The sequence below is a fragment of the Celeribacter sp. genome, from assembly GCF_048259695.1.
GTDB lineage: Bacteria > Pseudomonadota > Alphaproteobacteria > Rhodobacterales > Rhodobacteraceae > Celeribacter.
In genome coordinates, this window is sequence record NZ_JBLXHL010000005.1 from 64,970 (window position 1) to 91,862 (window position 26,893).

At 61.0% G+C, this 26,893-nt stretch carries 30 protein-coding genes; 14 read left to right on the forward strand and 16 right to left on the reverse strand.

Annotation, left to right across the window (positions count from 1 at the left end; translation table 11 throughout):
• Positions 1 to 24: 24 nt before the first annotated feature.
• The 4 genes from ACN0Q0_RS10505 to meaB form a co-directional block, all read right to left on the reverse strand.
• The gene (locus ACN0Q0_RS10505; protein ID WP_417243347.1) at positions 25 to 546 is read right to left on the reverse strand and encodes a copper chaperone PCu(A)C; all 522 of its coding nucleotides are present in this window, start codon (positions 544 to 546) and stop codon (positions 25 to 27) included.
• Between the two features lie 85 nt (positions 547 to 631).
• Positions 632 to 913: a hypothetical protein gene (locus ACN0Q0_RS10510; RefSeq protein ID WP_417243348.1), complete on the reverse strand. Its 282-nt coding sequence runs from the start codon at positions 911 to 913 to the stop codon at positions 632 to 634.
• Positions 914 to 1,185: 272 nt separating this feature from the next.
• On the reverse strand, positions 1,186 to 1,473 hold the full coding sequence (gene rpmB, locus ACN0Q0_RS10515) for a 50S ribosomal protein L28 (protein ID WP_417243349.1): 288 nt from the start codon (positions 1,471 to 1,473) through the stop codon (positions 1,186 to 1,188).
• Between the two features lie 276 nt (positions 1,474 to 1,749).
• Entirely contained in the window at positions 1,750 to 2,727 is a 978-nt protein-coding gene (gene meaB, locus ACN0Q0_RS10520) for a methylmalonyl Co-A mutase-associated GTPase MeaB (RefSeq protein WP_417243350.1), read from the reverse strand.
• A 209-nt stretch (positions 2,728 to 2,936) separates the two neighbouring features.
• On the opposite strand from meaB, the gene hrpB reads away from it, so the two are divergent.
• Positions 2,937 to 5,366 carry an ATP-dependent helicase HrpB gene (gene hrpB / locus ACN0Q0_RS10525; RefSeq protein WP_417243628.1) on the forward strand — a complete coding sequence of 810 codons (2,430 nt, stop codon included), beginning with the start codon at positions 2,937 to 2,939 and terminating at the stop codon, positions 5,364 to 5,366.
• A 77-nt stretch (positions 5,367 to 5,443) separates the two neighbouring features.
• On the opposite strand, the gene gndA is transcribed toward hrpB, so the two are convergent.
• Entirely contained in the window at positions 5,444 to 6,880 is a 1,437-nt protein-coding gene (gene gndA, locus ACN0Q0_RS10530; protein WP_417243351.1) for an NADP-dependent phosphogluconate dehydrogenase, read from the reverse strand.
• A gap of 208 nt (positions 6,881 to 7,088) precedes the next feature.
• Between gndA and ACN0Q0_RS10535 the strand changes: the two genes are divergently transcribed.
• Together ACN0Q0_RS10535 and ACN0Q0_RS10540 are read left to right on the forward strand one after the other, a co-directional pair.
• Positions 7,089 to 7,547, forward strand: coding sequence for an NUDIX hydrolase (locus ACN0Q0_RS10535; protein ID WP_417243352.1), 459 nt, complete (start codon positions 7,089 to 7,091; stop codon positions 7,545 to 7,547).
• Positions 7,548 to 7,813: 266 nt separating this feature from the next.
• A complete protein-coding gene (locus ACN0Q0_RS10540) occupies positions 7,814 to 9,292 on the forward strand; it encodes an inorganic phosphate transporter (RefSeq protein ID WP_417243353.1) in 1,479 nt (492 codons plus the stop codon).
• A gap of 100 nt (positions 9,293 to 9,392) precedes the next feature.
• Here ACN0Q0_RS10540 and argF read toward each other — a convergent pair whose 3' ends face one another.
• The 4 genes from argF to ACN0Q0_RS10560 form a co-directional block, all read right to left on the reverse strand.
• Entirely contained in the window at positions 9,393 to 10,316 is a 924-nt protein-coding gene (argF, locus tag ACN0Q0_RS10545; protein ID WP_417243354.1) for an ornithine carbamoyltransferase, read from the reverse strand.
• Positions 10,317 to 10,340: 24 nt separating this feature from the next.
• Positions 10,341 to 11,507, reverse strand: coding sequence for an aspartate aminotransferase family protein (locus ACN0Q0_RS10550; protein WP_417243355.1), 1,167 nt, complete (start codon positions 11,505 to 11,507; stop codon positions 10,341 to 10,343).
• Between the two features lie 251 nt (positions 11,508 to 11,758).
• The gene (locus tag ACN0Q0_RS10555) at positions 11,759 to 12,619 is read right to left on the reverse strand and encodes a trypsin-like serine peptidase (protein ID WP_417243356.1); all 861 of its coding nucleotides are present in this window, start codon (positions 12,617 to 12,619) and stop codon (positions 11,759 to 11,761) included.
• 146 nt (positions 12,620 to 12,765) lie between these two features.
• Positions 12,766 to 13,578 (reverse strand): ABC transporter permease, encoded by an 813-nt coding sequence (locus ACN0Q0_RS10560; RefSeq protein ID WP_417243357.1) that lies wholly within the window; start codon positions 13,576 to 13,578, stop codon positions 12,766 to 12,768.
• A gap of 182 nt (positions 13,579 to 13,760) precedes the next feature.
• Between ACN0Q0_RS10560 and ACN0Q0_RS10565 the strand changes: the two genes are divergently transcribed.
• From ACN0Q0_RS10565 to ACN0Q0_RS10580, 4 genes are all read left to right on the forward strand, one after another.
• Positions 13,761 to 14,375 (forward strand): GcrA family cell cycle regulator, encoded by a 615-nt coding sequence (locus ACN0Q0_RS10565; RefSeq protein WP_417243358.1) that lies wholly within the window; start codon positions 13,761 to 13,763, stop codon positions 14,373 to 14,375.
• Between the two features lie 195 nt (positions 14,376 to 14,570).
• Entirely contained in the window at positions 14,571 to 15,521 is a 951-nt protein-coding gene (locus tag ACN0Q0_RS10570; protein ID WP_417243359.1) for an ABC transporter ATP-binding protein, read from the forward strand.
• Positions 15,518 to 16,279: an ABC transporter permease gene (locus tag ACN0Q0_RS10575; RefSeq protein WP_417243360.1), complete on the forward strand. Its 762-nt coding sequence runs from the start codon at positions 15,518 to 15,520 to the stop codon at positions 16,277 to 16,279. Before ACN0Q0_RS10570 ends, ACN0Q0_RS10575 begins: the two co-directional genes overlap by 4 nt.
• A gap of 196 nt (positions 16,280 to 16,475) precedes the next feature.
• Positions 16,476 to 17,051, forward strand: coding sequence for a YceI family protein (locus tag ACN0Q0_RS10580; RefSeq protein ID WP_417243361.1), 576 nt, complete (start codon positions 16,476 to 16,478; stop codon positions 17,049 to 17,051).
• Between the two features lie 75 nt (positions 17,052 to 17,126).
• Here the strand turns inward: ACN0Q0_RS10580 and ACN0Q0_RS10585 are convergent, their stop codons facing one another.
• Positions 17,127 to 18,335: a cytochrome b/b6 domain-containing protein gene (locus ACN0Q0_RS10585; RefSeq protein ID WP_417243362.1), complete on the reverse strand. Its 1,209-nt coding sequence runs from the start codon at positions 18,333 to 18,335 to the stop codon at positions 17,127 to 17,129.
• Positions 18,336 to 18,498: 163 nt separating this feature from the next.
• Between ACN0Q0_RS10585 and rimO the strand changes: the two genes are divergently transcribed.
• From rimO to ACN0Q0_RS10605, 4 genes are all read left to right on the forward strand, one after another.
• The gene (gene rimO / locus ACN0Q0_RS10590) at positions 18,499 to 19,923 is read left to right on the forward strand and encodes a 30S ribosomal protein S12 methylthiotransferase RimO (RefSeq protein WP_417243363.1); all 1,425 of its coding nucleotides are present in this window, start codon (positions 18,499 to 18,501) and stop codon (positions 19,921 to 19,923) included.
• Positions 19,911 to 21,119 (forward strand): PD-(D/E)XK nuclease family protein, encoded by a 1,209-nt coding sequence (locus tag ACN0Q0_RS10595; RefSeq protein ID WP_417243364.1) that lies wholly within the window; start codon positions 19,911 to 19,913, stop codon positions 21,117 to 21,119. The genes rimO and ACN0Q0_RS10595 overlap by 13 nt, the downstream gene beginning before the upstream one ends.
• Positions 21,120 to 21,188: 69 nt before the next feature.
• On the forward strand, positions 21,189 to 21,581 hold the full coding sequence (locus tag ACN0Q0_RS10600) for a rhodanese-like domain-containing protein (protein ID WP_417243365.1): 393 nt from the start codon (positions 21,189 to 21,191) through the stop codon (positions 21,579 to 21,581).
• 36 nt (positions 21,582 to 21,617) lie between these two features.
• Positions 21,618 to 22,034, forward strand: a complete 417-nt coding sequence (locus ACN0Q0_RS10605) for a thiol-disulfide oxidoreductase DCC family protein (protein WP_417243366.1) — start codon at positions 21,618 to 21,620, stop codon at positions 22,032 to 22,034.
• Here the strand turns inward: ACN0Q0_RS10605 and ACN0Q0_RS10610 are convergent.
• Both ACN0Q0_RS10610 and ACN0Q0_RS10615 read right to left on the reverse strand, forming a co-directional pair.
• Complete coding sequence (locus ACN0Q0_RS10610; RefSeq protein ID WP_417243367.1) at positions 22,025 to 22,372, reverse strand: YigZ family protein; 348 nt, start codon at positions 22,370 to 22,372, stop codon at positions 22,025 to 22,027. The genes ACN0Q0_RS10605 and ACN0Q0_RS10610 overlap by 10 nt on opposite strands.
• Positions 22,373 to 22,391: 19 nt before the next feature.
• Entirely contained in the window at positions 22,392 to 22,832 is a 441-nt protein-coding gene (locus tag ACN0Q0_RS10615; protein ID WP_417243368.1) for a diacylglycerol kinase, read from the reverse strand.
• Positions 22,833 to 22,907: 75 nt separating this feature from the next.
• Here ACN0Q0_RS10615 and ACN0Q0_RS10620 point away from each other — a divergent pair, with 75 nt between their 5' ends.
• Positions 22,908 to 23,408, forward strand: a complete 501-nt coding sequence (locus tag ACN0Q0_RS10620) for a DUF4405 domain-containing protein (RefSeq protein WP_417243369.1) — start codon at positions 22,908 to 22,910, stop codon at positions 23,406 to 23,408.
• 87 nt (positions 23,409 to 23,495) lie between these two features.
• Here the strand turns inward: ACN0Q0_RS10620 and ACN0Q0_RS10625 are convergent, their stop codons facing one another.
• From ACN0Q0_RS10625 to ACN0Q0_RS10640, 4 genes are all read right to left on the reverse strand, one after another.
• A complete protein-coding gene (locus ACN0Q0_RS10625; RefSeq protein ID WP_417243370.1) occupies positions 23,496 to 23,774 on the reverse strand; it encodes a DUF6455 family protein in 279 nt (92 codons plus the stop codon).
• Between the two features lie 55 nt (positions 23,775 to 23,829).
• Positions 23,830 to 24,090 (reverse strand): DUF6455 family protein, encoded by a 261-nt coding sequence (locus ACN0Q0_RS10630; RefSeq protein ID WP_417243371.1) that lies wholly within the window; start codon positions 24,088 to 24,090, stop codon positions 23,830 to 23,832.
• Positions 24,091 to 24,323: 233 nt separating this feature from the next.
• Positions 24,324 to 25,040: a M48 family metalloprotease gene (locus ACN0Q0_RS10635; protein WP_417243372.1), complete on the reverse strand. Its 717-nt coding sequence runs from the start codon at positions 25,038 to 25,040 to the stop codon at positions 24,324 to 24,326.
• 99 nt (positions 25,041 to 25,139) lie between these two features.
• Positions 25,140 to 25,418 (reverse strand): DUF167 domain-containing protein, encoded by a 279-nt coding sequence (locus ACN0Q0_RS10640; protein WP_417243373.1) that lies wholly within the window; start codon positions 25,416 to 25,418, stop codon positions 25,140 to 25,142.
• A gap of 168 nt (positions 25,419 to 25,586) precedes the next feature.
• Between ACN0Q0_RS10640 and ACN0Q0_RS10645 the strand changes: the two genes are divergently transcribed.
• Both ACN0Q0_RS10645 and ACN0Q0_RS10650 read left to right on the forward strand, forming a co-directional pair.
• A complete protein-coding gene (locus tag ACN0Q0_RS10645) occupies positions 25,587 to 26,165 on the forward strand; it encodes a nitroreductase (protein WP_417243374.1) in 579 nt (192 codons plus the stop codon).
• Complete coding sequence (locus ACN0Q0_RS10650; protein ID WP_417243375.1) at positions 26,165 to 26,869, forward strand: EI24 domain-containing protein; 705 nt, start codon at positions 26,165 to 26,167, stop codon at positions 26,867 to 26,869. The genes ACN0Q0_RS10645 and ACN0Q0_RS10650 overlap by 1 nt, the downstream gene beginning before the upstream one ends.
• Positions 26,870 to 26,893: the final 24 nt, after the last annotated feature.

The following is a 26,893-nucleotide window of genomic DNA, read 5'->3' on the forward strand; positions in this document are numbered from 1 at the left end:
TGGGTATGGTGAAAAAGGCGCGACTTACTTGTCGCTCATTTTCCCGCCCATTTTCCCGTGGTCCATCTTGTCATGGTCCATTTTGCCGTGCTGCATGCCCATGCCATCCTGACGCTCCAGATCGACGGGGATTTCAACGGTGATGTCGCCCGCTTTCTCAAACGTCAGGGTCACGGTGAGGATATCGCCCTGCGCGAAACCTTGGTTCAGGCCCATGAACATGACGTGATCGCCGCCACGTGCGAGGGTGTGTTCGCCGCCTGCGGGGATGGCGAAGCCTTCGGGGACATGCAGCATTTTCATCACGCCATCGCCCATGTCCTTGTGCGTGTGCAGTTCAACACGTTTGGCCACATCGGATTTGGCGTCGATCAGTTGGTCGTCCTCGGCACCGGTGTTGTGAATGACAAAGAACGCGGCACCCGCCTTGGCGGACATGCCCGAGGAGCGCGCATAGGCATCGTCAATGGTGATGTCGGCGGCAAAGGCGGGCATGGCGAAAGCAAGCGCGGAGAGGCCCGCGAAAAGGGTGGTTTTAAGTGTCATGGTTTTATCCTGTGATCTGCGCAGTGCCGCCCTGTGGGTCAGCTCACTGCTCGTCTGGTCTATGTGTGGAGAAAAGAGGGTCGGATCACACGACAGGAGGGCCACGCGCGAGCGGCGTCAGCGTCTGTGCTGTCCGGGGCAAAAAGACGCTTCGGACCACGGCAAGCGGGGTCACGCGGGACGCAGGAGCTGAAAGGACAAAGGCGCCTGCCACATCCGCAATCACGCTCATGGTGCAGTCGGGACAGATTTTCGGCGGACCGACGGGGGCGCCATCCGCATTCATCAGAACCGTCACCGGACCTGTCCCCGTACACAGAACCATCGCGCCCGCGGCATCGCGCATGGTCCCGCGCGTCACGGCCATGGTTTGGCTCGTGGCGAACAACAAGACCGCAAAAACGACGGCTATGAGAGGGCGCAAGGATCGCATGGCGCGGACATTACGAGGGAACGTGAGGAATGAAAAGGCCGCTCTGCTGCGACCAAATGCGCGGCGGCGGGATGTGGTCGGGACGGGATGGGCGGCCATGCGCCCGTCTGCATCCCTGCCCGCCCCGCCCTATCGTCCGGACAAGCGAAAACCCCGTGCGGGCGGGCCACACGGGGTCTCTAAACGTCTGTCTCGAAAAAGACGGCTTAGGCTGCGACGGCAGCTTTGGCGATGTCTTTTTTGATTTTCAAAGCTGTATCCGAAAGCTCGGCGTCTTTGGCTTTTGCGAGGAACGCGTCGAGGCCACCGCGGTGGTCGACGGAGCGCAATGCAGCCGCAGAGATTTTCAGCTTGAACGTGCGGCCAAGTGCTTCGGACATCAACGACACATCGTTGAGGTTCGGAAGAAAGCGGCGGCGGGTCCGGTTTTTTGCGTGGCTGACATTGTTGCCAGTCATCGGGCCTTTACCAGTCAATTCGCAACGGCGTGCCATGTGGTCATCCTCGTCTTACAGTCGGGGGGCAGCAAGGCGCGGCCCGCGGGTTGTTCAAAGTCCTGTTCGGATCGGCGCTCTCTATGAGCCGCATTCGGATGGAAATCAAGTGCAACCACACCCAAGTTTCCGCGAAAACTACCGATTTAAACAGAAATAGGCCCTGCACAGGTGCGGCGCCCGAAATTCAGTTCGCGGTGGATAGGCGATAGCGGGAGAATCGTCAAGCCCTCGCGGTGCGCATCACGGGGGATTCGCGACACCGGGGACCGCGCCCTACCCGTGGCGCAGCGCGTCGAGCACATCGCGTGCCGCGTGGCTTGGTGTGATCTCGCCCGAGGACACATGCGCCGCGAGGTCCGCGATCATGGATTTGAGCGGCTCACGCGCCAGTTGGCCCAAGAGGCCATGGCGGATTTCCTGAGCGAACCAGTATTCGGCCTGCGCGGCGCGACGGCTGTCGAAATGGCCGTTGGCGCGGCGCCATGCAATCAGGGCCTGCATATCGTCCCATGCCTGGGACAGGCCGTCCTCCTCAAGGGCGGAGACGGTGGTGGCCTTGGGGAACCCCTCGGGGTCGTAGGGGCGTTTGCGGATCAGACGCAGCGCGCCCGCGTAATCGGCGCAGGTGCGGTTGGCCGCGGCTTTGAGGTCGCCGTCTGCCTTGTTCACCAAAATCATATCGGCGATTTCCATGATGCCGCGCTTGACGCCCTGCAACTCGTCACCGCCCGCAGGGGCGAGCAGCAAGAGGAACAGGTCGGACATTTCCGAGACCACGGTTTCGGACTGGCCGACGCCCACGGTCTCGATCAGGATAATGTCATAGCCCGCCGCCTCGCACAGGGTCACGGCCTCGCGGGTGCGCCGCGCCACACCGCCCAGTTCGGACTGGGATGGCGAGGGGCGGATAAAGGCGTGTTTTTCACGACTGAGCAATTCCATGCGGGTTTTGTCGCCCAAGATCGACCCACCGGAGCGCGCGGACGAGGGGTCGACGGCCAGCACCGCGACCTTGTACCCCTCGCGGATCAGCATCATGCCGAAGCTTTCGATAAAGGTGGATTTGCCCACCCCCGGCGTTCCCGATAGCCCCACCCGCAGCGCCACGCGACCGGCGGATTTGATCGCATCCATCAGCACAATCGCCTGTTCGCGGTGATCGGCGCGCGCGCTTTCGACCAATGTAATGGCGCGGGCAAGGGCGCGACGGTTGCCTGCAATCACCTGTGCGGCCAGTTCGGTGGGGTCCATAGGCGGGCCTCTTTGTCTTTTGCTCTGGTCAGCCAAAGCGGTCGGGGGATGGCAAAGGAATGCCCGATGCCACCGCCCCTGTCCAGTGTGGCATTTTGCAACGCGCGGGCCACCGCGTGCGGGGGGGTATGCATGGCGATAGGGGGCAATCGCGGCCTGACGCCATGACGGTGCTTTTGCTTCGGGCCGCAATCGGGGATAAGGGCGGCATGGATAGATTGCCGATAGATGATGTGTTGGACGAAGTAGTGGCCGCAGTGGCCACCGCCGGTCGTGTCGTATTGATGGCCCCCCCCGGTGCGGGCAAGACAACCCGCGTGCCGCTCGCGCTTTTGCCGCATGTCACGGGCCGGATTTTGATGTTGGAGCCGCGCCGTCTGGCCGCGCGGGCTGCCGCCGAACGCATGGCGCAAACCTTGGGAGAGACAGCGGGCGAGACCGTCGGCTACCGGATGCGCGGGGCGAGCAAAGTGTCCAAAACCACCCGCATCGAGGTGGTGACCGAGGGCATCCTGACCCGCATGTTGCAAAGCGACCCCGAGTTGCGCGGCGTTGGCTGTGTCATCTTTGACGAGTTCCACGAGCGGTCCTTGAACGCCGATTTCGGATTGGCGTTGGTTCAGGAGGTGCGCGGGGCGCTGCGCGAGGATCTGGCCGTGGTGGTGATGTCGGCAACGCTCGACGCGCAACCCGTGGCCGATCTGCTTGATGGCGCGCCCGTGGTCCTGTCCGAGGGCCGTGCGTTTCCCGTCGAGACGCGGTGGCTCGCGGCACCCATCCCCAAAACGACACGGTTGGAACAGGCCACCGCCGATCTCGTGGTGGCGGCGGTGACGGCGGAGCACGGATCGGCTTTGGTGTTCCTGCCCGGTGAGGGCGAAATCCGCCGCGTCGAGGGATTGCTCAAGGGCCGCGTGCCTGCGGATTGCGCCGTGCGGCCGCTGTTTGGTGCAATGAAATTCACCGAGCAACGTGCGGCGATTGCACCCTGTGCATCGGGTCGCAAAATCGTGCTCGCCACCGCCATCGCCGAAACCTCTCTGACCATCGAGGATGTGCGCATTGTGGTGGACGCGGGACGTGCCCGCCGCGCACGGTTTGACGCCGCCTCGGGCATGTCGCGCCTCGTGACCGAACGGGTGTCAAAGGCCGAAGCCGAGCAACGTCGAGGCCGCGCGGGACGCGTGTCCGCGGGCGTGTGTTACAGACTTTGGACCAAGGGCGAAGAGGGCGCATTGGCGACCTTTCCGCCCGCCGAGATTGAAACCGCTGACCTTACGGGCTTGGCGTTGGAACTGGCGATGTGGGGGGCGGGCGAGGACGATCTGGCGTTCCTGACCGCGCCGCCGGTGGGGGCTCTGGCCGAGGCGCGGGCGTTGCTGCACGGGCTTGAGGCTCTGGACGCAACGTCCCACATCACCGCCCACGGGCGGGCGTTGGCGGCGATGCCGCTGCATCCACGACTTGCACATATGCTACAAAAAGCGGGACCAAAAGCGGCGGAACTGGCCGCATTGTTGAACGAACGCGATCCGTTCATCGGCGCGGGGCGCACTGCGGGGGTGGACCTTGCGACACGCATCGCCGCGCTATCACGCCCTGATGCCCGCGCCGATCGCGGCGCGGTGGAGCGGATCAAACAAGAGGCCAAACGCCTGCGCCCGATGGCAGGGGCCGCCGAATTGCAGGATTTGAGTCTGGGCGCGATGGCCGCCCTCGCCTACCCCGACCGCGTTGGATTGCGCCGCAAGGGCGATCAGGCCCGCTATGTCATGTCGGGCGGCAAGGGGGCGGTGATGGACGACGCCGATGCGCTCGCCGGCGCACGGCTTATCGTGGTGACCGACACCGATGGTGCGCCGCGCGAGGCGCGGATCCGGCAGGCGGCACAAATCAGCGAGGCCGACATTCGCGCACTCTTTGCCGATCAGATCGCTTGGGTGGATATCTGTCAGTGGGACAAACGCACAGGCCGTGTCGTGGCCCGCAAACGCGAGATGTTCGGCGCACTGTGCCTTGATGATCGCCAATGGCCCGACGCCCCCAAAGAGGCGGTGGCGCGTGGGGCGCTTGACGGTATTCGCCATATCGGTCTGCCGTGGACCGCCGCCGCAAAACGGTTTCAGGCGCGGGTCATGTTGATGGGGGATGATTTCCCCGACCTGTCTGAGGAGGCGTTGATGGACAGGTTAGAGACGTGGCTGCTGCCCTATCTCAAGGGGGCGAAAACCGATGCGGCGCTGCGCAATCTCGACATTACCGAGGCGTTGCGCGGGATGCTCGATTGGGATCAGATGAGCCGTTTGGACCGCGAGGTTCCCGGATCATGGACCAGTCCACTGGGGCGCAAGTTGCCGATTGATTACAGTGGCGAGGCCCCCGAGATCACCGCCCGTCTGCAAGAGATGTTCGGCACCACAACGCATCCCACGGTGGGGGCGCGGCGGGTGCCGTTGCGCGTTACGCTGACCTCGCCCGCGCATCGCCCCGTTCAGGTGACGATGGATATCCCTGCGTTCTGGACCACATCCTACGCCGATGTGCGCAAGGACATGCGCGGCAAATATCCGCGCCACCCGTGGCCAGAGGACCCGACACAGGCCGACCCGACATTGCGGGCAAAACCGCGCGGCACCTGAAATGTTGCAAACAGACAAAAAGCGGCGCCCGAAGGTCTCTCCCGGCGCCGCTTTTATCGCATTTGTGCAAGTCGTAATTAGTCGGTGAGCGCCGCCGAATGCGCCACGTCGGACGCCCACGGACCGTGGTGACCCTTGCCGCCATCGGTGCGTTCAAAGCTGTGCGCACCGAAGAAGTCGCGTTGGCCTTGGATCAGGTCGGTGGTGCCACGGCCCATGCGCATAGTGTCAAAGTAGGCAAGCGCATTGGAAAAGGCGGGGGTCGGCAGACCGCGCAGCGCGGCGGAGGCGACGACACGGCGCAGCGCCGAGGAGCCTTCGCGGATGATCTGGGCAAAGCGGGGCGCAAAGATCAGTTGGGTATGCGGCAGGCCTTCGCGCACGGCGGCGGCCATGTCGTCAAGCAGTGCGGAGCGGATGATACAGCCCGCCCGCCAGACCTCGGCGCAGGACGCCAGATCGAGGTCCCATTTGTATTCCTCGGAGGCGGCGGCCAACAATTTGATGCCTTGGTCATAGGCGATGATTTTCGCGGCCAGAAGCGCCTTTTCCAGATCGGTATCGGACAGTGTTTCCGCGCCCGCTTGCGGTTGGATGTCGGCGAAAATCGCCTCGCCTGCTTCGCGGGTGTCTTTCTCCGCCGACCATGAACGGCCCGCCACGGCGGCCTCGATGGTGGAGGGGGATTGACCGAGTGACAGCGCCTCGATCGCGGTCCAGCGACCTGTGCCTTTCTGGCCTGCTTTGTCGACGATCATATCCACGAGCGGTTTGCCGGTTTTGTCGTCAACCGTCTGAAGCACCTTGCCCGAGATTTCGATCAGGTAGGAGTTGAGCGGCCCTTGGTCCCATGCCTCGAACAGCTTGCCGATTTCGGCGGTGGGGCGTTTGTCGCCATCGCGCAACAGGCCGTAGACCTCCGCGATCATCTGCATGTCGGCGTATTCGATGCCGTTATGGACGGTTTTCACGAAATGGCCCGCGCCATCAGGGCCGAAGTGGTCGGCGCAGGCCTGACCTTTATGCTTGGCCGAAATCGCCTCGAGGATATCGCGGATCACCTCGAAGGAGGCCAGATCGCCCCCCGCCATGATCGACGGGCCAAAGCGCGCGCCCTCTTCGCCGCCCGATACGCCCATGCCGATAAAGTTGAGGCCGTCATTTTTCAGGGCGGCCTCGCGGCGGCGGGTGTCATGGAAATTGGCGTTGCCCGCGTCGATGATCATGTCGCCCGCATCAAGGTGCGGTTTGAGCTCTTCGATCACCGCATCCACGGCGCCGGCGGCAACCATGATGATCACGGCACGCGGTTTGGTCAGCGCGGCGGTCAGATCGGCAAGCGTATGCGCGGGGGTCAGGCGATCCGCCAGATCCCCCGCCGAGGCCACGAAATCGTCGGTGATGGATGTGGTGCGGTTATAGACCGCCACGGGAAAGCCGTTGTCCGCGATATTGAGCGACAGGTTGGCGCCCATGACGCCAAGACCGATGAGGCCGATACGAGCCTGTGACATATGTGGGGTCTCCTCTTGTCGCCAAGGCGGGCGATGCGCATCTGGTATACCAAGTTTCGGGCCGAATTTGCCGCCAAAGTCGGAGGTATACAAGGGGATACCACAGCCAAAGGAGCGCGATTCGCTGCATGATCTTGATTTTTACCAAAAAATATCTATATTAGGCTTTAATCACCAAGCGCACCAATGCGCAGACAGCAGGTTTCATATGGTCACGATGTTCAAAACCGCCTGGGAAGGCGTCCTTAACCCGTTTTTCCGTCGCCCCAAGCGGGTGCAATCGGCAGCACTTTGCTATCGCAAGGGCGCGCAGGGCAAAGAGGTCCTGTTGATCTCGTCACGCGGCACGGGCCGTTGGATCCTGCCCAAAGGGTGGCCGATTGACGGCATGGACGGCGCGGGTACCGCCGCGCAGGAAGCATGGGAAGAAGCCGGCGTGCAGCCCGCAAAGGTCAAGCCAAAGCCACTGGGCAAGTATCATTACGACAAGCTGTTCGACAACGGGGCCTCCGCCCCCGTCACCGCCACGGTCTATTCGATCAAGGTCGAGGGCATGGCGGACACATTCCCCGAATGCTCCGAGCGCACGCGCAACTGGATGGCCCCTGCGGCGGCGGCCGAGTTGGTGGACGAGCCGGAACTCAAGGACATTCTGCGCGCGTTTTAACGCCCGCCACGGTGTCCCCGCCCCTGTCACACAGATCCCCCTTTTCGCCCCTGCACCGCCTATGGCCACACCCCGGGAGATGCCGCGCCCTTGCGTCACTCGGGTGTGGATTTGTGCCTAGCCCCAACTAAGACTTGATCGCACGGCTCACGCGGGTTAGCGCTTCGCGCAATTGTCGCAGACATAGCGCGTGTTTGCGGCGCATGTTTGGGGCGCGTGTGCGGTGATCCACCGGATCGGTTGCACTCAACAGCCAGAGGATGGATATGAGCGGAAACAGCGATAAACAGTGGGCCACACTAGATAAAGACCTCAATCGTATCAGTCAGGTCGAATACGGCCTCACGGTTGTCGCTCGCCCGATGGTCGGTCTGGGTGTCGCCCTTGCCTTTATCATCATTGCCGGAATCGCCGCTGCGTTCATCTTTGGCGGGCAACCGGGTAGCGCAATCATCATCGCGGCGGCCGCATTGGGCGCCTATATGGCAATCAACATCGGCGCCAACGATGTGGCCAACAACATGGGTCCCGCCGTGGGCGCGAAAGCCCTCACCATGGGCGGCGCGATTGTCATTGCGGCGCTGTGTGAAAGTGCCGGTGCGTTACTTGCGGGCGGCGATGTTGTCTCGACCATATCCAAGGGCATCATCGACCCCACCGCCGTCTCCGACACCAGTATCTTTGTCTGGGCGATGATGGCGGCGCTGCTGTCCTCGGCGCTTTGGGTGAACCTTGCCACATGGATCGGCGCGCCCGTGTCCACCACCCACTCCGTTGTGGGCGGCGTTATGGGCGCAGGGATCGCCGCTGCCGGATTTTCCGCTGTCAACTGGAGCTCGATGTCGCTCATCGCCGCATCGTGGGTGATCTCCCCCGTTCTGGGGGGCGTGGTCGCGGCGGGGTTCCTTGCCTTTATCAAGGCGAAAATCATCTACCAAGAGGATAAAATCGCCGCAGCCCGCAAATGGGTGCCGGTTCTGGTCGGCATTATGATGGGGACGTTTTCCACCTACCTCGCCGTCAAGGGACTCAAAAAGATCGTTGATATCGACCTGCTCAGCGCGGTGATGATCGGGGCCGCTGTGGGGGCCGTGTCCTACGTGGGCTCGGCACCGTTGGTGCGCAAACAGTCCGAAGGTTTGGAGAACCGCAACAAGTCACTCAAGGTGCTGTTCGGCCTGCCACTGGTGATTTCCGCCGCCCTCTTGTCGTTTGCCCACGGGGCCAATGATGTGGCCAACGCGGTCGGCCCGCTTGCCGCTATCGTCCACGCTCAGGAATTCGGCGGGTTCGCGGGCAAAGTGTCCATTCCGCAATGGGTCATGGTTATCGGCGCCTTCGGCATCTCGTTCGGCCTGTTGTTGTTCGGTCCGAAACTGATCCGCATGGTGGGCAGCCAGATCACCAAACTCAACCCGATGCGCGCCTATTGCGTGGCGTTGTCGGCGGCCATCACGGTGATTGTCGCCTCATGGCTCGGTCTGCCCGTGTCCTCCACCCACATCGCTGTGGGCGGGGTGTTCGGGGTCGGCTTTTTCCGCGAATGGCACCACAACCGCCGCGCCCGCGAAAACTCCGCCAAACGGACTCCTGAAAAGCGGATCGCCGCCGAAGAGCGCCGCCGTCGCAAACTGGTCCGCCGCTCGCACTTTATGACCATCGTGGCCGCATGGGTGATCACCGTCCCCGCCGCCGCATTTTTGTCGGCCATCGTGTTCTACCTGTTGACGCATCTGTTCCACTAAGGCGCGTCATTGATCTGCGGATATAAAAAGGGCGCACCCGCGAGGATGCGCCCTTTTGCCTTGCTCGACCCGTCCGGGTTCGCCCCATCCGGGAGCGGCGTTATTCAACGCACCACTGCATCACGGCCTTTTGTGCGTGAAGACGGTTTTCCGCCTCGTCGAAAATCACCGACTGTGGCCCGTCCATGACGTTGTTTGTCACCTCGTCACCACGGTGCGCAGGCAGGCAGTGCATGAACAACGCGCCCTCATTGGCCTTTGCCATCAAGGCGCGGTTGACGCGGTAAGGGCGCAACTGGTTGTGGCGGCGTTCGCGGGCCGAGGCGGGGTCGTGCATCGACACCCATGTGTCCGTGACGATCAGGTCGGCGCCCACGACCGCCTTATCGGCATCGCGTTCGATTTCGATTTTAGAACCCTTGCCGCGGGCTTCCTCAATGAACTCCATCTCGGGGTCAAGCGGCGTTGGCCCCGCGAATGTCAGATCGAATTCGAACTGGCCTGCGGCGTGGATGAACGAGGCGCAGACGTTGTTGCCATCGCCAAGCCACACGACCTTTTTGCCTTTGATCGGCCCGTTGTGTTCCTCAAAAGTCAGGATATCGGCCATGATCTGACACGGGTGGGTGCGATTGGTCAGGCCGTTGATCACCGGCACGGTCGCGTATTCGGCCATCTCCAACAGGGTCTGTTCCTCAAAGGTGCGGATCATGATCATATCGACGTAGCGCGAGAGAACGCGGGCGGTGTCGGCAATGGTTTCGCCGTGGCCAAGCTGCATGTCGGAGCCGGACAGCACCATGGTTTCCCCGCCCATCTGGCGCACGCCGACATCAAAAGACACGCGGGTGCGGGTTGACGGTTTTTCAAAGATCAGCGCGACCATTTTATCCTTGAGCGGCAGATCGGTATCCAACGCGGCCTTAGGCCTGCCGTGACGCGCGATCTTGGTGGCCTTGGCGGCGGCAATAATGCGGTGCAACTCATGGGCATCGGTTTTGTTGATATCGAGGAAATGTTTCATATTCTTATCTTTTCGTCATTGGGATCAAAGCGATGAGGCGGCCGCATCAAGACGTGTAACGGCCTCGGCGATGTCCTCGTCGGAGATATTAAGGGCGGGCAACAGGCGCACCACATTGTCGGCCGCAGGCACGGTCAACAGACCCTGCGCATAGCCTTTTCCCACCAGATCGGCGGGCGCGATTTTGAGTTTGAGGCCAAGCATAAGCCCCTGACCGCGCACGCTCTCGAACACATCCGGATGGGCCGAGACCAACCCTTCGAGCTTTTGACGCAGAAGTGCGGATTTGCGGTTCACCTCGGCCAAAAACGCAGGGTCGGACACGATTTCCATCACCTTGAGACCGATGGCACAGCCCAAGGGGTTGCCGCCGTAGGTCGATCCGTGCGTCCCCGCAACCATACCGCTCGCGGCGTTCTCAGTGGCGAGCACAGCACCAAGCGGGAAGCCCCCGCCGATGCCCTTGGCCACCATCATGATGTCGGGTGTCACGCCCGCATATTCATGGGCGAACAGCTTGCCCGTGCGGGCGACACCGCATTGTACCTCGTCGAAAATCAGCAAGGTACCGGTTGCATCGCACAGGTCGCGCAGCGCCTTGAGGCACTGATCGGGAACCACGCGGATACCGCCCTCGCCCTGAATAGGCTCGATCAGGATCGCGGCGGTTTTATCCGTCACAGCGGCGGTGAGCGCATCGGCATCGCCAAACGGCAGATGCACAAACCCGGGCATCAACGGGCCGAACCCCTTGACCATTTTCTCGGCGCCCGAGGCGGCAATCGCGCCTGTGGAGCGGCCATGGAAACAGCCGTCAAAGGTGATGATTTCAATGCGCTCGGGCGCACCTTTATCGGAGTGGTATTTGCGCGCCATCTTGATCGCCAGTTCCGCCGCTTCGGTGCCGGAGTTGGTGAAAAAACAGGTGTCGGCAAAGGTCGCATCGACAAGCGCGTCGGCCAGTTTTTGCTGCGCGGGGATCTGGTAGAGGTTGGAGACATGCCACAGCGTATCGGCCTGTGCCTTGAGCACGGCGGCCAGTTCGGGGTTGGCATGGCCAAGCGTGTTGACCGCGATGCCCGCGCCCAGATCGAGGAACCGTCGGCCATCCGCCTCGACAAGCCAACTGCCTTCGCCTTTGACAAAGGAAAGGGGTGCGCGGTTGTAGGTCGGCAGAACGGACGTAATCATCGGTTGGGTCCTTTGGAGATCAGAAAGCCTTTTGAACGCCCGACGGGGCAAGGCTGTCAACGATTGAGATGGGTTTTCAATGGATTTGCGCCGGTTTGGCGCGGGATGTGCCATGCGGGTCACGCAACGGCACGGATGAACGGACGCGGATCGACGGGTTAGCGTCGGCGTCGGGCGATGGAATTATGATCGGTCATCGTGTTCATGGGGCTGCGTTTACGCCTGCACGGGGCGCCCTGTCAAAGAGATTTTTAGTTCGACGACAGGAATTTAGCGCCGCCAACCGAGCGTGTGCCAACGGATGTCCCCGATTTTTCCGCACCCACGGTGATGCGGCGCGTGACCACGGGTTTGGGCGCCTGTTGTGGCGATCCGAGCGCAATTTCACGTTTGAGGGTCGGGATGATGTCGAGGATATCCATGCCGAGGCCGACCTTTTTGTTGCCCTCCTGACGCAGGGCCGAAACCACCGAGACCACGGCCAATCGCCCGCCATCATAGGCCAGAACGGGCGAACCGGACGAGCCATAGGTGATGTCGCAATCAAAGGTCATGACACCGTTGCCGAATTTTCGCAGCACATTGCAGGCGCGTTGCACCGACAGCGTGGCGTTGCGGCCGCGCCCGTAGGAGGCCACCATGAGTTCGCCCCGCGAGGTGCGCACGCGGTGGATCGGAAACGGCAGGATAAGGGCGCGGGCGACAGGTTTCTCCAACTGGATCAACGCCACATCGCGGGCAATGTTGGCGGCGCCGATCGCCCCGTCTTTTTCCTGTGTAAACCCTGCGGCATAGGCCACGGCGCGACCTTTGGAGGCGGCGATGTAGTCGCCGTTGCGCAGCCCTGCGCGAAAGGTGATTTTACCGGCGGCGATTTTCTGGCCGGTGTCGTCAAGGACACAGTGCGCCGCCGTCAGGACCAGATCCTGTTCGATCAACGCCCCCGTGCAGGTGCCATGCCCCGCCATATCCAGACGGCCCACGGCTTCCCATCCGATCAATTCGGCCCGCCGGTCCACACGGTCCAGTTCGGACGGCAGGCTATCGGCGGCAAAGGTGGCACTCGCGGTGAGCGCGGCGATGAGGACAAGGAGATAAGAGGCGAAACGCATGGGGAACCCTTGGAGTTAACGGATGTGGTTAACGGATGAACCAAGGGCAGGATCGCGCCAGAATGGGGCAAGAGTGAGGAGGCCGCGCGGCGAAGGCGGGAAACCCGTCCCGCCCTGTCGCACCGCCCTGTCGTAGTGCCTCGTGGTCAGGTTTTGAGTTTCGTGCCGCGCCGGAACAGGACCCAGACCCAAAAAATGACGCCTGCGGTGACCGAGCTGACCACCGCGAGGCCAAGCCACGGCGAGCTGTCGGATTGCCCGATGACGCCATAGCGCACCCCGTCGATGAGATAGAACACGGGGTTGAGGTGGGTAAGGACGCGAAACCACTGCGGCAGGTTTTCCACCGAGTAGAACGTACCCGACAGGAACGACAGCGGCGTGATGATGAAATTGGTGATCGCGGCCATCTGGTCGAATTTCTGGCTGACAACGCCCGCCATGATCCCCAAGGCCCCGAGCAAAAGTGCGCCAAGCGAGATAAAGGTCAGCGCGAACAGCGGATGCGCGAGGCCAAGCCCGACGAACAGCGCCATCGCCGCCCAAATCGCCACGGCAACGATCAATCCGCGCACCAGCCCCCCCGCGAGATAGCCCAGAACCAGTTCGATGGGCGAGAGCGGCGGCATGAGGGTGTCAACGATATTGCCTTGGACTTTGGAGATGACAATCGACGAGGAGGTATTGGCAAAGGCGTTCTGGATCACGGTCATGGTCAGGATGCCCGGAGCCAGAAAGTGGATGAACGGCACGCCCATCACATCGCCACGCCCCGGCCCGATCGCCAGAGTGAAAATGGTCAGGAACAACCCCGCCGTCACCAGAGGTGCAGCCAGCGTTTGGGTCCACACGGCCAGAAAGCGGCGGATTTCGCGATGCGCCAAAGTCCGCAAACCGAGCCAGTTGACGCGACCGAACCGCCGCACACCCATCGCAATATCGTTTGTGCCTGTTTCCATCGCCGAAATCCTCTGATAAACCCTATGTCTGTCCCGTTTGCGTGCTTGTAACCGCTCACACGCCGTTTAAATAGGGGGACGAGAGAATTCTACAAACAGTGCGTGCGCACAGGTGCGTTGCGAGACTGGGTGTGACAGGTCGTGGGAACCACCGCGACTTTTGCAGATGCTAAGGAAGACACATGTCCTGGACCGATGAACGCGTCGACGTACTAAAGAAAATGTGGGGCGAGGGTCAATCCGCCTCGCAAATCGCCAAGGAACTTGGCGGTGTGACGCGCAATGCGGTCATTGGCAAGGTGCATCGTTTGGGTCTGTCCAATCGTGCCGGATCAGGGGCCGCGGCGAAAACAGCCGCGCCCAAGGCCAAGCCCGCCACGCCCGCAGCCGCCAAGGCGAAACCGGCCACAGCCGCCGCCCCCAAGGCAAAGGCCAAGCCCGCCGCCCCCAAGGAAGAAGAGCCCTACACAGGTCCAAAGACAGAATCAGCGACGCCAAAGGCCGTGCCGCATAACCGTCGCCAGATCATTCCCGCAGGGCAGCCCCTGCCGCCACAGCCCTCGACCAACGAAATCCCTGCCGAAGCCTTGGCAAAGGTGAACGAGATCGAGAAGAAGGCCAAGAAAATTTCCGTGATGGATCTGACCGAAAAGACCTGTAAATGGCCGATCGGCGACCCCGCCACCGAAGAGTTCTGGTTTTGTGGCCTGCCCTCGCAAACGGGCAAGCCCTATTGCGAGGCGCATGTGGGCGTGGCGTTTCAGCCGATGTCCTCACGCCGCGACCGCCGCCGCTAAACCGCGCGACACTGCGCCATTGAAATGCCGCCCTTCGGGGCGGTTTTTTGTTTGGCGCGCCCGACCCGCGCACCTGACGCGCACAAACGCAGACCCCAGTGTGCGCAAGAGAATCGGCATGCGGGAAACACGGTGGTTCAAATATGCGTGACGCCGCCCTATCTATGCTGAACGCATAAACAGAAAGGCCCGCACATGGCCCCCATTATTTCCATCAAAGCGCTCACAAAGAGCTATTCAAACGGGTTTCAGGCGCTCAAAGGCGCGTCCCTTGATATTGAAAAAGGCGAGATCATCGCCCTGCTCGGCCCCAATGGCGCCGGCAAAACCACCCTGATCGGCGCGGTCTGTGGCCTCGTCAAAATCAGTTCCGGCACCGTCACGGTCGGTGGGTTCGATGCCGAAAAACAGCCCCGCGAGGCCCGCCGCATGATCGGCCTCGTGCCACAGGAAATCGCACTTGATATTTTCGAGACGGTTTGGAATTCGGTCCGGTTTTCACGCGGGTTGTTCGGCTGTCCGCCCGATGATGCCTTTCTCGAAAAGGTGCTTAAATCCCTGTCGCTTTGGGACAAAAAGGATACGCAGACCCGTGCGCTTTCGGGTGGCATGAAACGCCGCGTGATGATCGCCAAGGCGCTCAGCCACAACCCCACTGTGTTGTTTCTGGACGAGCCGAGCGCCGGTGTCGATGTCGCCTTGCGCCGCGACATGTGGGAGGTGGTGCGCAAGCTGCGCGAGGATGGCGTCACCGTGATTTTGACCACCCACTACATCGAGGAGGCCGAGGAAATGGCCGACCGCGTGGCCGTCATCAACAAGGGCGAGATTTTGCTCGTTCAGGACAAAGACGACCTGATGCGCGCGTTCGGCAAAAAACATCTGGTGATGGATCTGAGCGATCCGCTTGCCGCCCTGCCTGCCGGACTTGAGGCCTATGACCTCAGCCTGTCCGAGGATGGCACACAACTCACCTACGCCTATGACATCAACGCCGAGCGCACGGGACTAACGCGGATGATCGCGGATTTGGCCGAGTGCGGGATTTCCGTACATGATCTGGCCAGCCGCGAAAACTCGCTCGAAGAGGTGTTCCTCACTCTGGTCGAGGACAACACCACCGCGACACAGGAGGCCACAGCATGAACTGGCTCGCAATAAAATCCATTTACCACACTGAAATGGCGCGATTTTTCCGCACACTAAGCCAGTCCATCATCTCGCCGGTGCTGTCCACCGTGCTCTATTTCGTGGTGTTCGGCGCGGCCATTGGCGGGCGGATCGACACCGTGAACGGCATCGAATACGGCGCGTTCATCGTGCCGGGTCTGGTGATGCTCACGGTGTTGCAAAACGCGCTCTCCAATGCCTCCTTCGGGATCTATTTCCCGAAATTCACCGGCACGATATTCGAGCTGTTCACCGCGCCGATCAATTACGTCGAGATCGTCATCGGCTATGTCGGGGCGGCGGCGACCAAGTCGTTGTTCATCGCGGTTATCATCCTGATCACGGCGAATTTCTTTGTCGATCTGCCCGTGGCACACCCGTTTTGGGCCGCGGCCTTTTTGATCCTCACCGCCGTCAGTTTCTCGCTCATGGGGTTCATCATCGGGATCTGGGCGGGCAACTTCGAACAGTTGCAGATCTTTCCGCTGTTGATCGTCACGCCCCTCGTCTTTTTGGGCGGGGCGTTCTATTCCGCCGATATGTTGCCGGGCGTTTGGCAAATCGTGGTGAAATTCAACCCCGTGCTCTACCTGATCTCCGGTTTCCGGTGGTCGTTTTTCGAGGTGGCGGACGTGCCCGTGGCGGTGTCCATCGGCGCAATCACGCTGTTTCTGGCGCTCTGCCTTGGCTTTATCGGGTGGATTTTCAAAACGGGGTGGCGGATCAAAGAGTGATCCGGGACGGGACACCGCATCATCCCTCATCGTGCGCTCAAAATGCGCACATGCCCATCCGTCAATTAAATCTCGTGTGCGCTGGCGAACAGAACTTGTTTGCCCGCGTCGAATTGAACGCAGCCGCAAAAAATCTATGTGTTGGCGTAATGCACACCAGTTGCAGCACAGTAACCAAACAGAAACGAGACCATCCATGAAAACGCTTCTCCTCGCCTCCGTCGCCGCCCTTGGCCTGTCCACCGCCGCCCACGCCGAGGCCGCGACCTATGTGTTCGACCCCTCGCACAGCCAGATCGTGTTCGAATACAACCACCTCGGGTTCTCCAACACCGTTGGCGTTTACTCCGGTTTTGACGGCACAATCCAGTTCGACGAAGCCGATCCTGCGGCCTCCTCTGTCGAAGTTTCCTTTCCCACCGATAGCCTTTACACAGGTTGGGACGAACGCACCGCGCACTTCCTTGGCGGTGACTTTTTCGGCGCCGACGAGAACCCGACCATCTCCTTTGCCTCCACCTCCATTGAGGTCACCGGCGAGACCACGGGCGTCATCACCGGCGACCTGACGATCAATGGCATCACCAAGCCCGTCTCGCTTGACGCCGTGCTCAACCAAAAGGGAGACCACCCGATGGCAGGCAAGGCATGGCTCGGCTTTGACGCCACCGCCACCGTGCTGCGCTCCGAGTTCGACATGGGCATGTTCACGCCGTTTGTCGCCGACGAGGTGGCCGTGAAAATCTCCATCGAGGCGATGCTCGCCGACTAAGCCGGTCCGGTGGACAGGGTTAAGGCCGCTCCTGTGAGGGAGCGGCCTTTTTGTTTGTGCGGATCGGTTGGGGGATTAGTCGGCGCGGGTGGCCGTCAATGTCACCGCAACCGTAACGCCAAAGCCCACCGTGCTTTCATCGGCGTAGCCCGCGCCCATCGCAAAGTCGCGCCGGTCAAGCACCACCTCGCCCGACATCGTGGCCACATCCCCCGCGATCGCCAATTCAAACGGCAAGGTCACAGGGACCGTCACACCCGCAAGCGTAAGAGTGCCTGACGCCAGATGTGCTCCATCGGTGCGGGTGATGTCGGCGGCAAACGTCGCGGTGCTATAGGCCGCCACGTTAAAGAACTCCGCACCTTTGGCATTGTCCGTGACAGACCCGAGCGTGAGCGTGGTGGTGTCGATATCGACCGTCACCGCACCTGTGCCTGTGGCCTCGTCATAGGTGATCGCGGCGGACCATGTGGCGAAATTGCCCACAACAGGCGCGCCCATTTGCGTGACTGCGAATGTCAGATCGCCGTCTTGCACCTCCCATGCGGGGCCGCCTGTTGGTGCGGCAGTGGGCGTGGTGGCAATTGGTGTTGGCGCGGGGGCTTCGGTGGACGTGTCCGAGGGGGGGATTGCAGCCCCAAAGAGGGCGACACCCAGAACGATGATCCAAAGCCCCACGGCGAAAACCGGCGCGGCACGTCCGTGGGGGGGCGCGGCATCGCCCGCGTCCCGCCCGTGGCTCATCCGTGCCAGTGTCGCGTCCTTGTCGATGATCTGGTGTTTGAGCGCGCCACCGATGTGGGCGGCGACCGTCAGGTAGATCACCCATGCGGACAGGCCATGCACGGCCCCTGCGGCGTGGGCCACGGCATCGGATTTGGGGACAAACGGCAAGCCCTGACCGAAGGGCCACCAGATCGGGGCAAAGCCGCTCTCAGAGGCGTGCATCACCCACCCCGACAGCGGCATGATCAGGATCGCGCCATAGAGCGCCCAATGGACGACTTCGGCAGCGAGGGTCTCGGCGCGCCGCTCAGGGTGCAACGGCACGGGGCGCGGCTGCGTCACCGCCCACCCGATGCGCAACACGGCGAGCAACAGCACCGTAATGCCGATGGTTTTATGCGCCGAGTAGATCGTTTGCAGGCGGGCCACCGTATCGGCGTTGCGCGGCGTGTTGTCCCCGATCAGGCCAAGGCCGATGGCCGCGAGAATAAGAAGCGCAATGCTCCAGTGGAAAAAACGGGCAAGCGTGCCATAGCGCGTGGCGGTGTTGGTCAACATTGGGGAGGTCCATATCATGTGCGTTGCGGTCACAATACGCCGCATTTCACCGACTCGCACCCCATGTGGGCGCACACAATCTGTGCAAACCGGCCCGATTGGTGCGCAAGTCGCGAGGTCACGCTCTCTTTCCGAATGCCCGCATTGCGGCTAAAAGCGGTCCATGAGCACAAATCCTCCGAATCTCCGCCCCGATCTGGCCCCCAAGGCCACGTTTGATGTCACACCCCGCGCCGGTCAGCCGACCATCGGCATGGTGTCCCTTGGCTGTCCAAAGGCCTTGGTCGACAGCGAGCGCATTTTGACGCGATTGCGGGCCGAGGGTTATCAAATCGGGTCCGATTATGCGGGCGCGGATGCGGTGATTGTGAACACCTGCGGGTTTCTCGATAGCGCCAAGGCCGAGAGCCTTGAGGCCATTGGTGAGGCGCTCAGTGAAAACGGCAAGGTGATCGTCACGGGGTGTCTCGGGGCCGATCCCGAATATATCACGGGGGTCCACCCCAAGGTTCTGGCCGTCACGGGGCCACACCAGTACGAACAGGTGCTCGACGCGGTGCATGGCGCAGTGCCGCCCGCGCCCGATCCGTTCATCGACCTGTTGCCCGCGAGCGGTGTGAGCCTGACGCCGCGCCATTTCAGCTATCTGAAAATCTCCGAGGGCTGCAACCACGCCTGTAAATTCTGCATCATCCCCGACATGCGCGGCAAATTGCAGTCGCGCCCCGTCCACGCAGTGTTGCGCGAGGCCGAAAAACTGGTGGAGGCGGGCGTCAAGGAATTGCTCGTGATCTCACAGGACACCTCCGCCTACGGGTTGGACCGTCGCTATGACACGCACCTGTGGGCGCCGAAAAATAGCGATGCCCGCGAGGTGCGCAGCCACATCACCGACCTGACCCGCGAATTGGGACAGTTGGGTGCGGCGGATGATCTTTGGGTGCGGCTGCATTACGTCTACCCCTACCCGCACGTGCGCGAGCTGATCCCGCTGATGGCGGATGCGGGCAGTGCGGTGCTGCCCTACCTCGACATCCCGTTCCAACACGGCCACCCCGATGTGCTCAAACGCATGGCGCGCCCTGCCGCCTCGGCCAAGGTGCTCGACGAGATCGCGGCATGGCGGGCGGACTGCCCCGACATCACCCTGCGCTCGACATTCATCGTCGGCTACCCGGGCGAAACCGAGGCCGAGTTCCAATATATGCTCGACTGGCTCGACGAGGCGCAACTCGATCGGGTGGGCTGTTTCAAATACGAAAACGTTGCGGGTGCGCGATCAAACGCCCTGCCCGATCATGTTGACGAAGCGGTCAAACAAGAGCGGTGGGAGCGGTTCATGCAAAAGGCACAATCCATTTCCGAAGCCAAGCTTGAGGCCAAGGTCGGCCAGACGATGCAGGTCATCGTGGACGACATCGACGAAGACGGCATCGCCACCTGCCGCACCAAAGCGGATGCACCAGAGATCGACGGGAACCTGTTTATTGACGAAGGAACGGACGGGGTGTCCGTCGGGGATTTGGTGACGGTGGACGTTGATGAAGCAGGGGAGTATGATTTGTGGGGGAAAATTTGCCCGAATTAGAGAATTTAACAAATCTTATTCTTGGGCCAGAATTCACCGAGCTCACCCAGTCCCAAGATACATATTGTCCGTTTGACGCCTTGAAAGTATCCAACAGCGAGATAAGGCACAGCAATTTTCTTGCAAATGCGCTGGACCCTCTTGCCCCTCACGGCTTTGGCGAAACAGTACTGGCATCATTTCTGGACTGCATGCTTGACGCAAGCGGTGATCATGACCTTCGGCTTGAGCTTTCCCTCACGGATATTGGCCGCGTAGAAATCTTACGCGAATTCCGAAACATGGATTTGGTTATAATCCTAGAAGACTTCACCCCCAAAACTGTTTTTGTGATCGAGCTTAAAGTTCACGCCAAAGAACATAGTAATCAACTCTCACGCTATGAAGAGATCGCCGAGCACCTCTGGGACGGTTATAAAATTCGCTATTTCCTCGTTTCGCCTACAGGAATGGAAGGATCAAGCGCTGTGTGGAATGCACTGGGGTTTTCAGCATTGTGCGAGGCATTGGAGAGGGCAACCAAGGCATCAGCAGGAACCCCGAACTCAAGACAAATGCTAGAAGCATACGTTAGCATGCTGAGGAGAAAATTTGTGCCTGACGAAAAAATGGAAAGCCTAGCCAAAAAGCTTTGGCAAAAGCACGGCCAAACGCTTGAATATCTTATGAGTCAACGCCCGAGCCCGATGCGCGACATCAGCGCCAAGATTCAATCTACAGACGTCATGCCTGGGATAATTTCGGAAATCAAAGATCGAACAGGCGTATTACTCCAACAGGACTCAAGCTCCTCCACCTATTGCAGATTGTTTGTACCTGCATGGAGAAAGAACCCAAGTATGGTGCATGGCGACTTTACTGAATCACGACATTTGATTGTCTTTGAAACAGAGTTTTACGGAGAGCGCATTCACACCAGAATGATCATTGGACGTGGCGACATGACCATGCGCCGCAACCTATACGAAGCTTTAAAAGATGCCACTGTTGACCTCGGAAACTGCAAAAAGCTAACGGATCAATGGACGCGCCTTGCCTCGAAGACAATTAGACGAGAAAAAAACATTGAAGAAGCAAATGAAGAGCGCGTTGAAGCACTGGTTGCGATTGCACGAAAAGAAATGATTGCATTCGCCTGCACACATTTGCCCTCATACGACAAAGTTATTTTGAGTACAAAGACGGCAGGTTCTTGACCTTGTGGCGTGGCGTCGAGCTTAACCCATTGCACCTGCCCGTCCACTCTCCCCCAAAGGAGCCCCCCTATGACCAAAACCTACCAAGACCTTCTGGCCGAGGCCTATGACCAGATCGCCACTCTTCCGACCGAACTGGCCATGGCGTTGGTGGATGACCCTGACACCTTGATCGTCGATCTGCGGGATCGTCGTGAGTTGGAGCGGGAGGGCAAGATTGCGGGGGCATTCCATTGTCCGCGCGGGATGTTGGAGTTCTGGATCGATCCGGGCAGCCCCTACCACAAACCGGTCTTGGCCGAGGCCAAACAGATCGTATTTTATTGCGCTTCGGCGTGGCGCTCGGCCCTGGCCACCAAAACCGCACAGGACATGGGGTTTGACAACGTCGCCCATATCGAGGGCGGGTTTTCGGCGTGGCGGGACGCGGGCGGCGCGGTGGAGCAGGTCGCGGCAAAATAGCGTGGGATTTTAACCCAACCGCGCTAGATGACGGCCATGACACAGACAGACCCCGACACCAGACCCGCCCCGACGCCCGCCACAGACACCGCCGTGTTGTTCAATGCACAGTGCCCCGTGTGCGCGTTCGAGATCGGGCATTACGCGGCCTACGCCGGCAACAATGCCCTGCCGATCCGGTTCGATGATCTCAATTGCGCGGCGGGGGAATGGGGCATAGACACGGATACGGCGGCGCGGCGGTTGTATGTGCTGCATGCGGGGGAACTGGTGTCCGGGATGCCCGCGTTTCGGGTGCTATGGGCGCAGATGCCGCGCTACCTCTGGCTTGCGCGGGTCACAGGGTGGCCGGTTGTGCGCCCCGTCACGGTGTTCACCTATGACCGCATTCTGGCGCCGGTGATTTACCGGTGGCACAAACGGCGTCAGGCCCGCTTGGCGCGTCACAGCTGATCAAGGTAGTGACGCACCGCCGTTTGCACATGGCGGAACCGGTCACCGCCAAGGTGTTTGCCGCCGTACCACCGTGTCACGACGACGATGTGACCCGATAGCCCCTCGCGTTCCAACATCCGCACAATCACCATGCCTGCGCCGCTTTCGCCGTCATCGTTTTTGACCGGCCCGTCACCACAGATCAGGCCCCACGAGTTGTGCGTGGCTTTCGCGAACTTTTTGGTTCGGCATAGGGCTTTGACAAAGGCTTTGGCGGCATCCACATCCGCGCACGGCCCGCCGGAAACGGCGTATTTTGATCCGCGGTCGGTGAGAATGTTGTCAAAGATCTGCATGGGGCGCGGTGTAGCGAGATTAGCCGATGAGCACCACCACCCACGCCACACCCGCCGCCACGGACGTGACGAACACCCCCGCCGACCCCGCATCCTTAGCGCGTTTGGCGAGCGGGTGGTTGTCGGTTGAAATATAATCCACGGCGTCCTCGATCGCCGTATTGATCAGTTCGGCGGCAAGGATCAAAAGCCCGAGCGCAAGGATCAGACCGCGTTCCGCCGCCGTCAGGTCAAGCACACAGGCGAGCGTGGCAGAGGCGAGATTGGCCCAGACCCACGTGCGGAACGAATGCTCGCTCGCCCATGTGGCACGCAGGCCGTGCAGGCTCCAGATCGTGCGCAGGATCAGCCGTTTGTACGTGTAGATCAGCTTTTGCATGTTCGTTGTTCCATCGCGAGAGAATGCGTGACGCACAGGGTCGGAAATGACGGGCCACAGCGCAAGATTTTTCTTACGCATGTCTCCAAATCCTCGACGGAAAGCGCGGCGCGCGGCGTTCAATGGGTATGACCGATCAAGAGAAAGGTGAACGCCATGTCTACCACTTCAACTCTGCGTAAATTCGCCACTCCGCTCACAGTCGGCACATTTCTTGTTACGGGTGTTACGGGGACGCTTTGGTATTTTCACATCGTTACGGACGCGGGTCGGTGGCTACACGAAATCATCGGTTTGGCGATGATGGCCGCCGTGGGCTTGCACCTCGTGATTAACTGGCGGGCCTTTTTGACCTATTTCAAACGCCCGATCGCGCTTGTTTTGATGCTCGGTTTTTTCGCCCTGACCATCGGCGGCTATGTGATGCCCGACACCGAACAGGCGGGGGGCGGACGTCCGGGGTTTGCGGCGGTCCAGATGCTCGGGGCGAAAGACCTCGCGACACTGGCACCTGTGTTTGACACCGATGGCGATGCCTTGGCCGCCAAAATGGTTGCCGCAGGGTACAAGGGCGCAACCCCGACGAGCACCGTGATCGATCTGGCGGGTGCCGAACCGGGCCGGTTGATGGGCGCCTTTGAGGTTATGGGCAAGTAGACCCGACACCGACGAAAAAGCGCCCCCCGCATGGGGGCCGTTTTCTGTGTCAAACGTTCGAAAGTGGCGCGTTATTTGCGGCGGGTATCAGTGGGACGTTTCACCCGACTGCACGGCACGCACATAGTTCAGCTCTTGGGTATTCAGGCAATAGTCGGGGGCGGCCTGTTGCGCCCCTTGATGTTCCAACATCCACAAAATACAGTCGTCATGCTTGGTACACTGGCCACATCGCACAACGATATTTGACAGTTCGGCCGCGGTCATCTCTCCCGCATTCACCGCCGCCGCGACATCCGCGCCAAGGCGTTCGGCCATGCCGTGCAACAAGCAGGCGTCACCGGGCTTGATTGCGTTATTCACCATCCTGTTTTCCTCCTGACCCCGCCGCATGATCTTTGCGGTGGACGGAACGGGCGCGTTATTGTCGCGCCATCCGTTCGAGGGTCTGTTTGTTGCGGCAATAGCACGGTGCGGATTTTGCACCCGTGTCCGTATGCGCGTTTATAAATGTGCGACAGGTGTCGGGCGACGAACAACTCAGGCACCGATACACATGTCCGGTCATCTCGCGTGGCTCGACCGTACCATGACGGAGCGCCGCGACCAGATCCACACCAAGCGTGTCGGCCATGCGCGTCAAAAGGGCGGAATGCGCTTTGAATGTGCGGTTGACGATCATCTGTGGCCCCCGTCGTGTTCACAGTCAGGCAACGGCCCGACCATACGGCGGCAAAGACAGCACGCGGCGCGGGCGCTGACCTTGATCCGTGTCAAAACCGCACGATTGAGGGCCGTGACCGGCGATTTTCTCGGCGTATGCCTGAAAACGGAGCAACGCAGGGTTGCAGTGCGTTTGTGGCGGGCGAGAACGCCGCCGTCACGCCCGCACGATTGTCCGCACGATTGACGGCCCTACATCGTCGCCATAGTGCGCTTTACGGTTTCAATGCGCTGCGCGTTGGGCGGGTGGGAGCCCAGAAACTGATCGCCGGGATCGGGGATGCGGGTAAAATACTGCGCGCCGCGCACGGGGTTATAGCCCGCCCGCGCGGTGATGATCGTGCCCAGTTGATCCGCCTCCAGTTCGTAGGATTTGGAGTAGGTACGCGACCCGACCGTGGCGCCGAGGTTTTGCAGGGTTTGCAGCCCCTGCGCATCCGCACCAAGCGCCGCCCCGAGCAAGCTGCCAATCACAGCGCCCGCAACCGCCGTGTCCTGTGTCCGTGACAGGTGACCGCGAATATGGTGCGCCGCCTCATGGCCCATGACAAAGGCCAACTCATCGACATTATAGACGTCCGCGATCAACGCGACGGTAAATGTGATGGTCGGCTGACCGCTTTCTGTTACGGATTGATAGGCGTTGGCGGGCGCATCGGCGCGGCGGTCGACCACGATTTTGTAATCGCAATTGGCCCCCGGCGCACGGGCGCGGCATTCGGCCTCGGCCACGGGTTCCATCCGCGCCACAACCGAGGTGAATTGCGCAAGCGTGGCCCCTGTGTTCGCGCCGCTTGGCACAGCGGTGGAGGTGGACGCAGGCGCAGAGGGTGCGGTGGTGACAGGCGTCACACAGGCCGACAAAGCGACGGCGGCACCAAAGGCGGAAATAATGCGAAAGGGGATCATTTGCTATAGCTACTCGAACTGCGGATCGGGAGTGCACAGTTTAGGCCGGTACGGGGACTTTTGCCAATCGCGAAGTCGTGTACAGCCGCGCCCCTGACCTTAATCGTTCAGGCGGAACACTTTATCGCGGGCGGTTTCGCCACGCACCAAAGCAAGCGCGGATTTGGGCCGACCCATCGCTTTGGCGAGCAATTTCACCACATCCTTTGTGGCCTTGCCGTTTTCCGGCACGGTGGTGACATAGACGCGAACCACCGCGCCCGCCTCCCCCGGTTCCACGACGACCGCATTGCGCGAGGCTTTGGGCGTGACGCGCACCGGCAATTCGCCGTCTCGCACCACAGCCTCAAGCGCCGTTCTCAGGTCTGTTTTGTTCATGCGACCTCACCTTCGTTTTGTTGCGGAGCGGACGGTTGTGGCGCCGAATGCGGGGGCGAAATACGATCAGTGGCTTGAAATTGCCCGCAAAAGCCCCGAGATAAAAGGGGAAACAAGACCGCATCCCGTTTGCGATCGCACGCAACATCGACCGTAAAAGGACGCCCCATGCCCACACCGAACCCCGCCGCTCTGGAATTTTTGCTGTCCCGCCGGTCGCGCCCCGCCAAAACGTTGACCCTGCCCGTGCCGACACGGGCGCAGTTGGAGCCGATCCTGACCGCAGCCGCCCGCACGCCCGACCACGGCAAACTGGAACCTTGGCGGTTTATCGTGTTGGAAAAAGCCGCACTTGACCGTTTGGCGGGCGTGGTGACGCGTTTGGGCGAGACGCTCGGCTATGCCCCCGACAAGGTGGAGAAAAACACCAAACAATTCTCGGACGGCAACCTTGCCGTTGTTGTTGTGGCCGCCCCTGTCGACAACGAAAAAGTCCCGCATATCGAACAGATCTATTCCGCAGGTGCGGTGTGTCTGTCGCTTTTGAACGCCGCATTGGCATCCGGATGGGGCGCAAACTGGCTTTCGGGTTGGATCAGCCACGATCGCACATTCTGCGAGGCGGAGCTTGGCCTTGCCGCACACGAACAGATTGCGGGCATCATCCATATCGGCACCGAAACCTCCGCCCCGCCCGAACGCCCCCGTCCCGATGTCGATGCAATCACCGATTGGGTCAGCGCCTGATGTTCGGCGATTTTGCCAAGGCCGTCGCCCAGATGACCGACCCGCGATTTCGCGCGGTTCTGGGAAAGGGAATCGGGCTGACGCTCGGGCTTTTGGTGGCCATCTACATCGCGTTCGTATGGGTGTTGGGCCTGTTTTTACCCGACACGATCACACTGCCGTGGATTGGGGAAATCGGTCTGGGTGTGGCACTGTCGGTCGGCTCGTTCTTTGTGATGATTGCGCTGTCGGTGTTTTTGATGGTGCCGGTGGCCTCCGCCTTTACCGGTCTGTTTCTCGACGAGGTCGCCGAGGCCGTGGAGGACCGCCACTACCCCGCACTGCCCACCGCGCCACGTCAGTCTCTCTCTGATACAGTGTTGGATTCGCTTGGGTTTCTGGGCGTTTTAATCGCCGCCAACGTGGTGGCGCTTGCGCTCTACCTGTTGCTGAACATCGCCGCACCGTTGATCTTTTGGGCGCTCAACGGCTTTTTGTTGGGGCGCGAGTATTTTCAGATGATCGCCATGCGCCGCTTGGGTCGTGAGGGCGCAAAGGCGGCGCGCAAACGTCATATGGGGGCGATCTGGGTCGCGGGGGCCGTGATGGCGGTGCCGCTGTCGATCCCGCTTGTGAACCTGTTGATCCCCGTTTTGGGCGTGGCCACCTTTACGCATATGTTCATGCGCCTCGAGGGTGACGCGATGCACGCCGCACCGCGATGATGCGCGGCGCGGCGTCTCTGTGCG

Bases quoted from the DNA above. Each gene is read 5' to 3' on its own strand.
- ACN0Q0_RS10505 (WP_417243347.1), bottom strand. From the start codon at position 546: ATGACACTTAAAACCACCCTTTTCGCGGGCCTCTCCGCGCTTGCTTTC.
- ACN0Q0_RS10510 (WP_417243348.1), bottom strand. From the start codon at position 913: ATGGCCGTGACGCGCGGGACCATGCGCGATGCCGCGGGCGCGATGGTT.
- rpmB (WP_417243349.1), bottom strand. From the start codon at position 1,473: ATGGCACGCCGTTGCGAATTGACTGGTAAAGGCCCGATGACTGGCAAC.
- meaB (WP_417243350.1), bottom strand. From the start codon at position 2,727: ATGGACCCCACCGAACTGGCCGCACAGGTGATTGCAGGCAACCGTCGC.
- hrpB (WP_417243628.1), top strand. From the start codon at position 2,937: ATGGATAGATTGCCGATAGATGATGTGTTGGACGAAGTAGTGGCCGCA.
- gndA (WP_417243351.1), bottom strand. From the start codon at position 6,880: ATGTCACAGGCTCGTATCGGCCTCATCGGTCTTGGCGTCATGGGCGCC.
- ACN0Q0_RS10535 (WP_417243352.1), top strand. From the start codon at position 7,089: ATGGTCACGATGTTCAAAACCGCCTGGGAAGGCGTCCTTAACCCGTTT.
- ACN0Q0_RS10540 (WP_417243353.1), top strand. From the start codon at position 7,814: ATGAGCGGAAACAGCGATAAACAGTGGGCCACACTAGATAAAGACCTC.
- argF (WP_417243354.1), bottom strand. From the start codon at position 10,316: ATGAAACATTTCCTCGATATCAACAAAACCGATGCCCATGAGTTGCAC.
- ACN0Q0_RS10550 (WP_417243355.1), bottom strand. From the start codon at position 11,507: ATGATTACGTCCGTTCTGCCGACCTACAACCGCGCACCCCTTTCCTTT.
- ACN0Q0_RS10555 (WP_417243356.1), bottom strand. From the start codon at position 12,619: ATGCGTTTCGCCTCTTATCTCCTTGTCCTCATCGCCGCGCTCACCGCG.
- ACN0Q0_RS10560 (WP_417243357.1), bottom strand. From the start codon at position 13,578: ATGGAAACAGGCACAAACGATATTGCGATGGGTGTGCGGCGGTTCGGT.
- ACN0Q0_RS10565 (WP_417243358.1), top strand. From the start codon at position 13,761: ATGTCCTGGACCGATGAACGCGTCGACGTACTAAAGAAAATGTGGGGC.
- ACN0Q0_RS10570 (WP_417243359.1), top strand. From the start codon at position 14,571: ATGGCCCCCATTATTTCCATCAAAGCGCTCACAAAGAGCTATTCAAAC.
- ACN0Q0_RS10575 (WP_417243360.1), top strand. From the start codon at position 15,518: ATGAACTGGCTCGCAATAAAATCCATTTACCACACTGAAATGGCGCGA.
- ACN0Q0_RS10580 (WP_417243361.1), top strand. From the start codon at position 16,476: ATGAAAACGCTTCTCCTCGCCTCCGTCGCCGCCCTTGGCCTGTCCACC.
- ACN0Q0_RS10585 (WP_417243362.1), bottom strand. From the start codon at position 18,335: ATGTTGACCAACACCGCCACGCGCTATGGCACGCTTGCCCGTTTTTTC.
- rimO (WP_417243363.1), top strand. From the start codon at position 18,499: ATGAGCACAAATCCTCCGAATCTCCGCCCCGATCTGGCCCCCAAGGCC.
- ACN0Q0_RS10600 (WP_417243365.1), top strand. From the start codon at position 21,189: ATGACCAAAACCTACCAAGACCTTCTGGCCGAGGCCTATGACCAGATC.
- ACN0Q0_RS10605 (WP_417243366.1), top strand. From the start codon at position 21,618: ATGACACAGACAGACCCCGACACCAGACCCGCCCCGACGCCCGCCACA.
- ACN0Q0_RS10610 (WP_417243367.1), bottom strand. From the start codon at position 22,372: ATGCAGATCTTTGACAACATTCTCACCGACCGCGGATCAAAATACGCC.
- ACN0Q0_RS10615 (WP_417243368.1), bottom strand. From the start codon at position 22,832: ATGCGTAAGAAAAATCTTGCGCTGTGGCCCGTCATTTCCGACCCTGTG.
- ACN0Q0_RS10620 (WP_417243369.1), top strand. From the start codon at position 22,908: ATGTCTACCACTTCAACTCTGCGTAAATTCGCCACTCCGCTCACAGTC.
- ACN0Q0_RS10625 (WP_417243370.1), bottom strand. From the start codon at position 23,774: ATGGTGAATAACGCAATCAAGCCCGGTGACGCCTGCTTGTTGCACGGC.
- ACN0Q0_RS10630 (WP_417243371.1), bottom strand. From the start codon at position 24,090: ATGATCGTCAACCGCACATTCAAAGCGCATTCCGCCCTTTTGACGCGC.
- ACN0Q0_RS10635 (WP_417243372.1), bottom strand. From the start codon at position 25,040: ATGATCCCCTTTCGCATTATTTCCGCCTTTGGTGCCGCCGTCGCTTTG.
- ACN0Q0_RS10640 (WP_417243373.1), bottom strand. From the start codon at position 25,418: ATGAACAAAACAGACCTGAGAACGGCGCTTGAGGCTGTGGTGCGAGAC.
- ACN0Q0_RS10645 (WP_417243374.1), top strand. From the start codon at position 25,587: ATGCCCACACCGAACCCCGCCGCTCTGGAATTTTTGCTGTCCCGCCGG.
- ACN0Q0_RS10650 (WP_417243375.1), top strand. From the start codon at position 26,165: ATGTTCGGCGATTTTGCCAAGGCCGTCGCCCAGATGACCGACCCGCGA.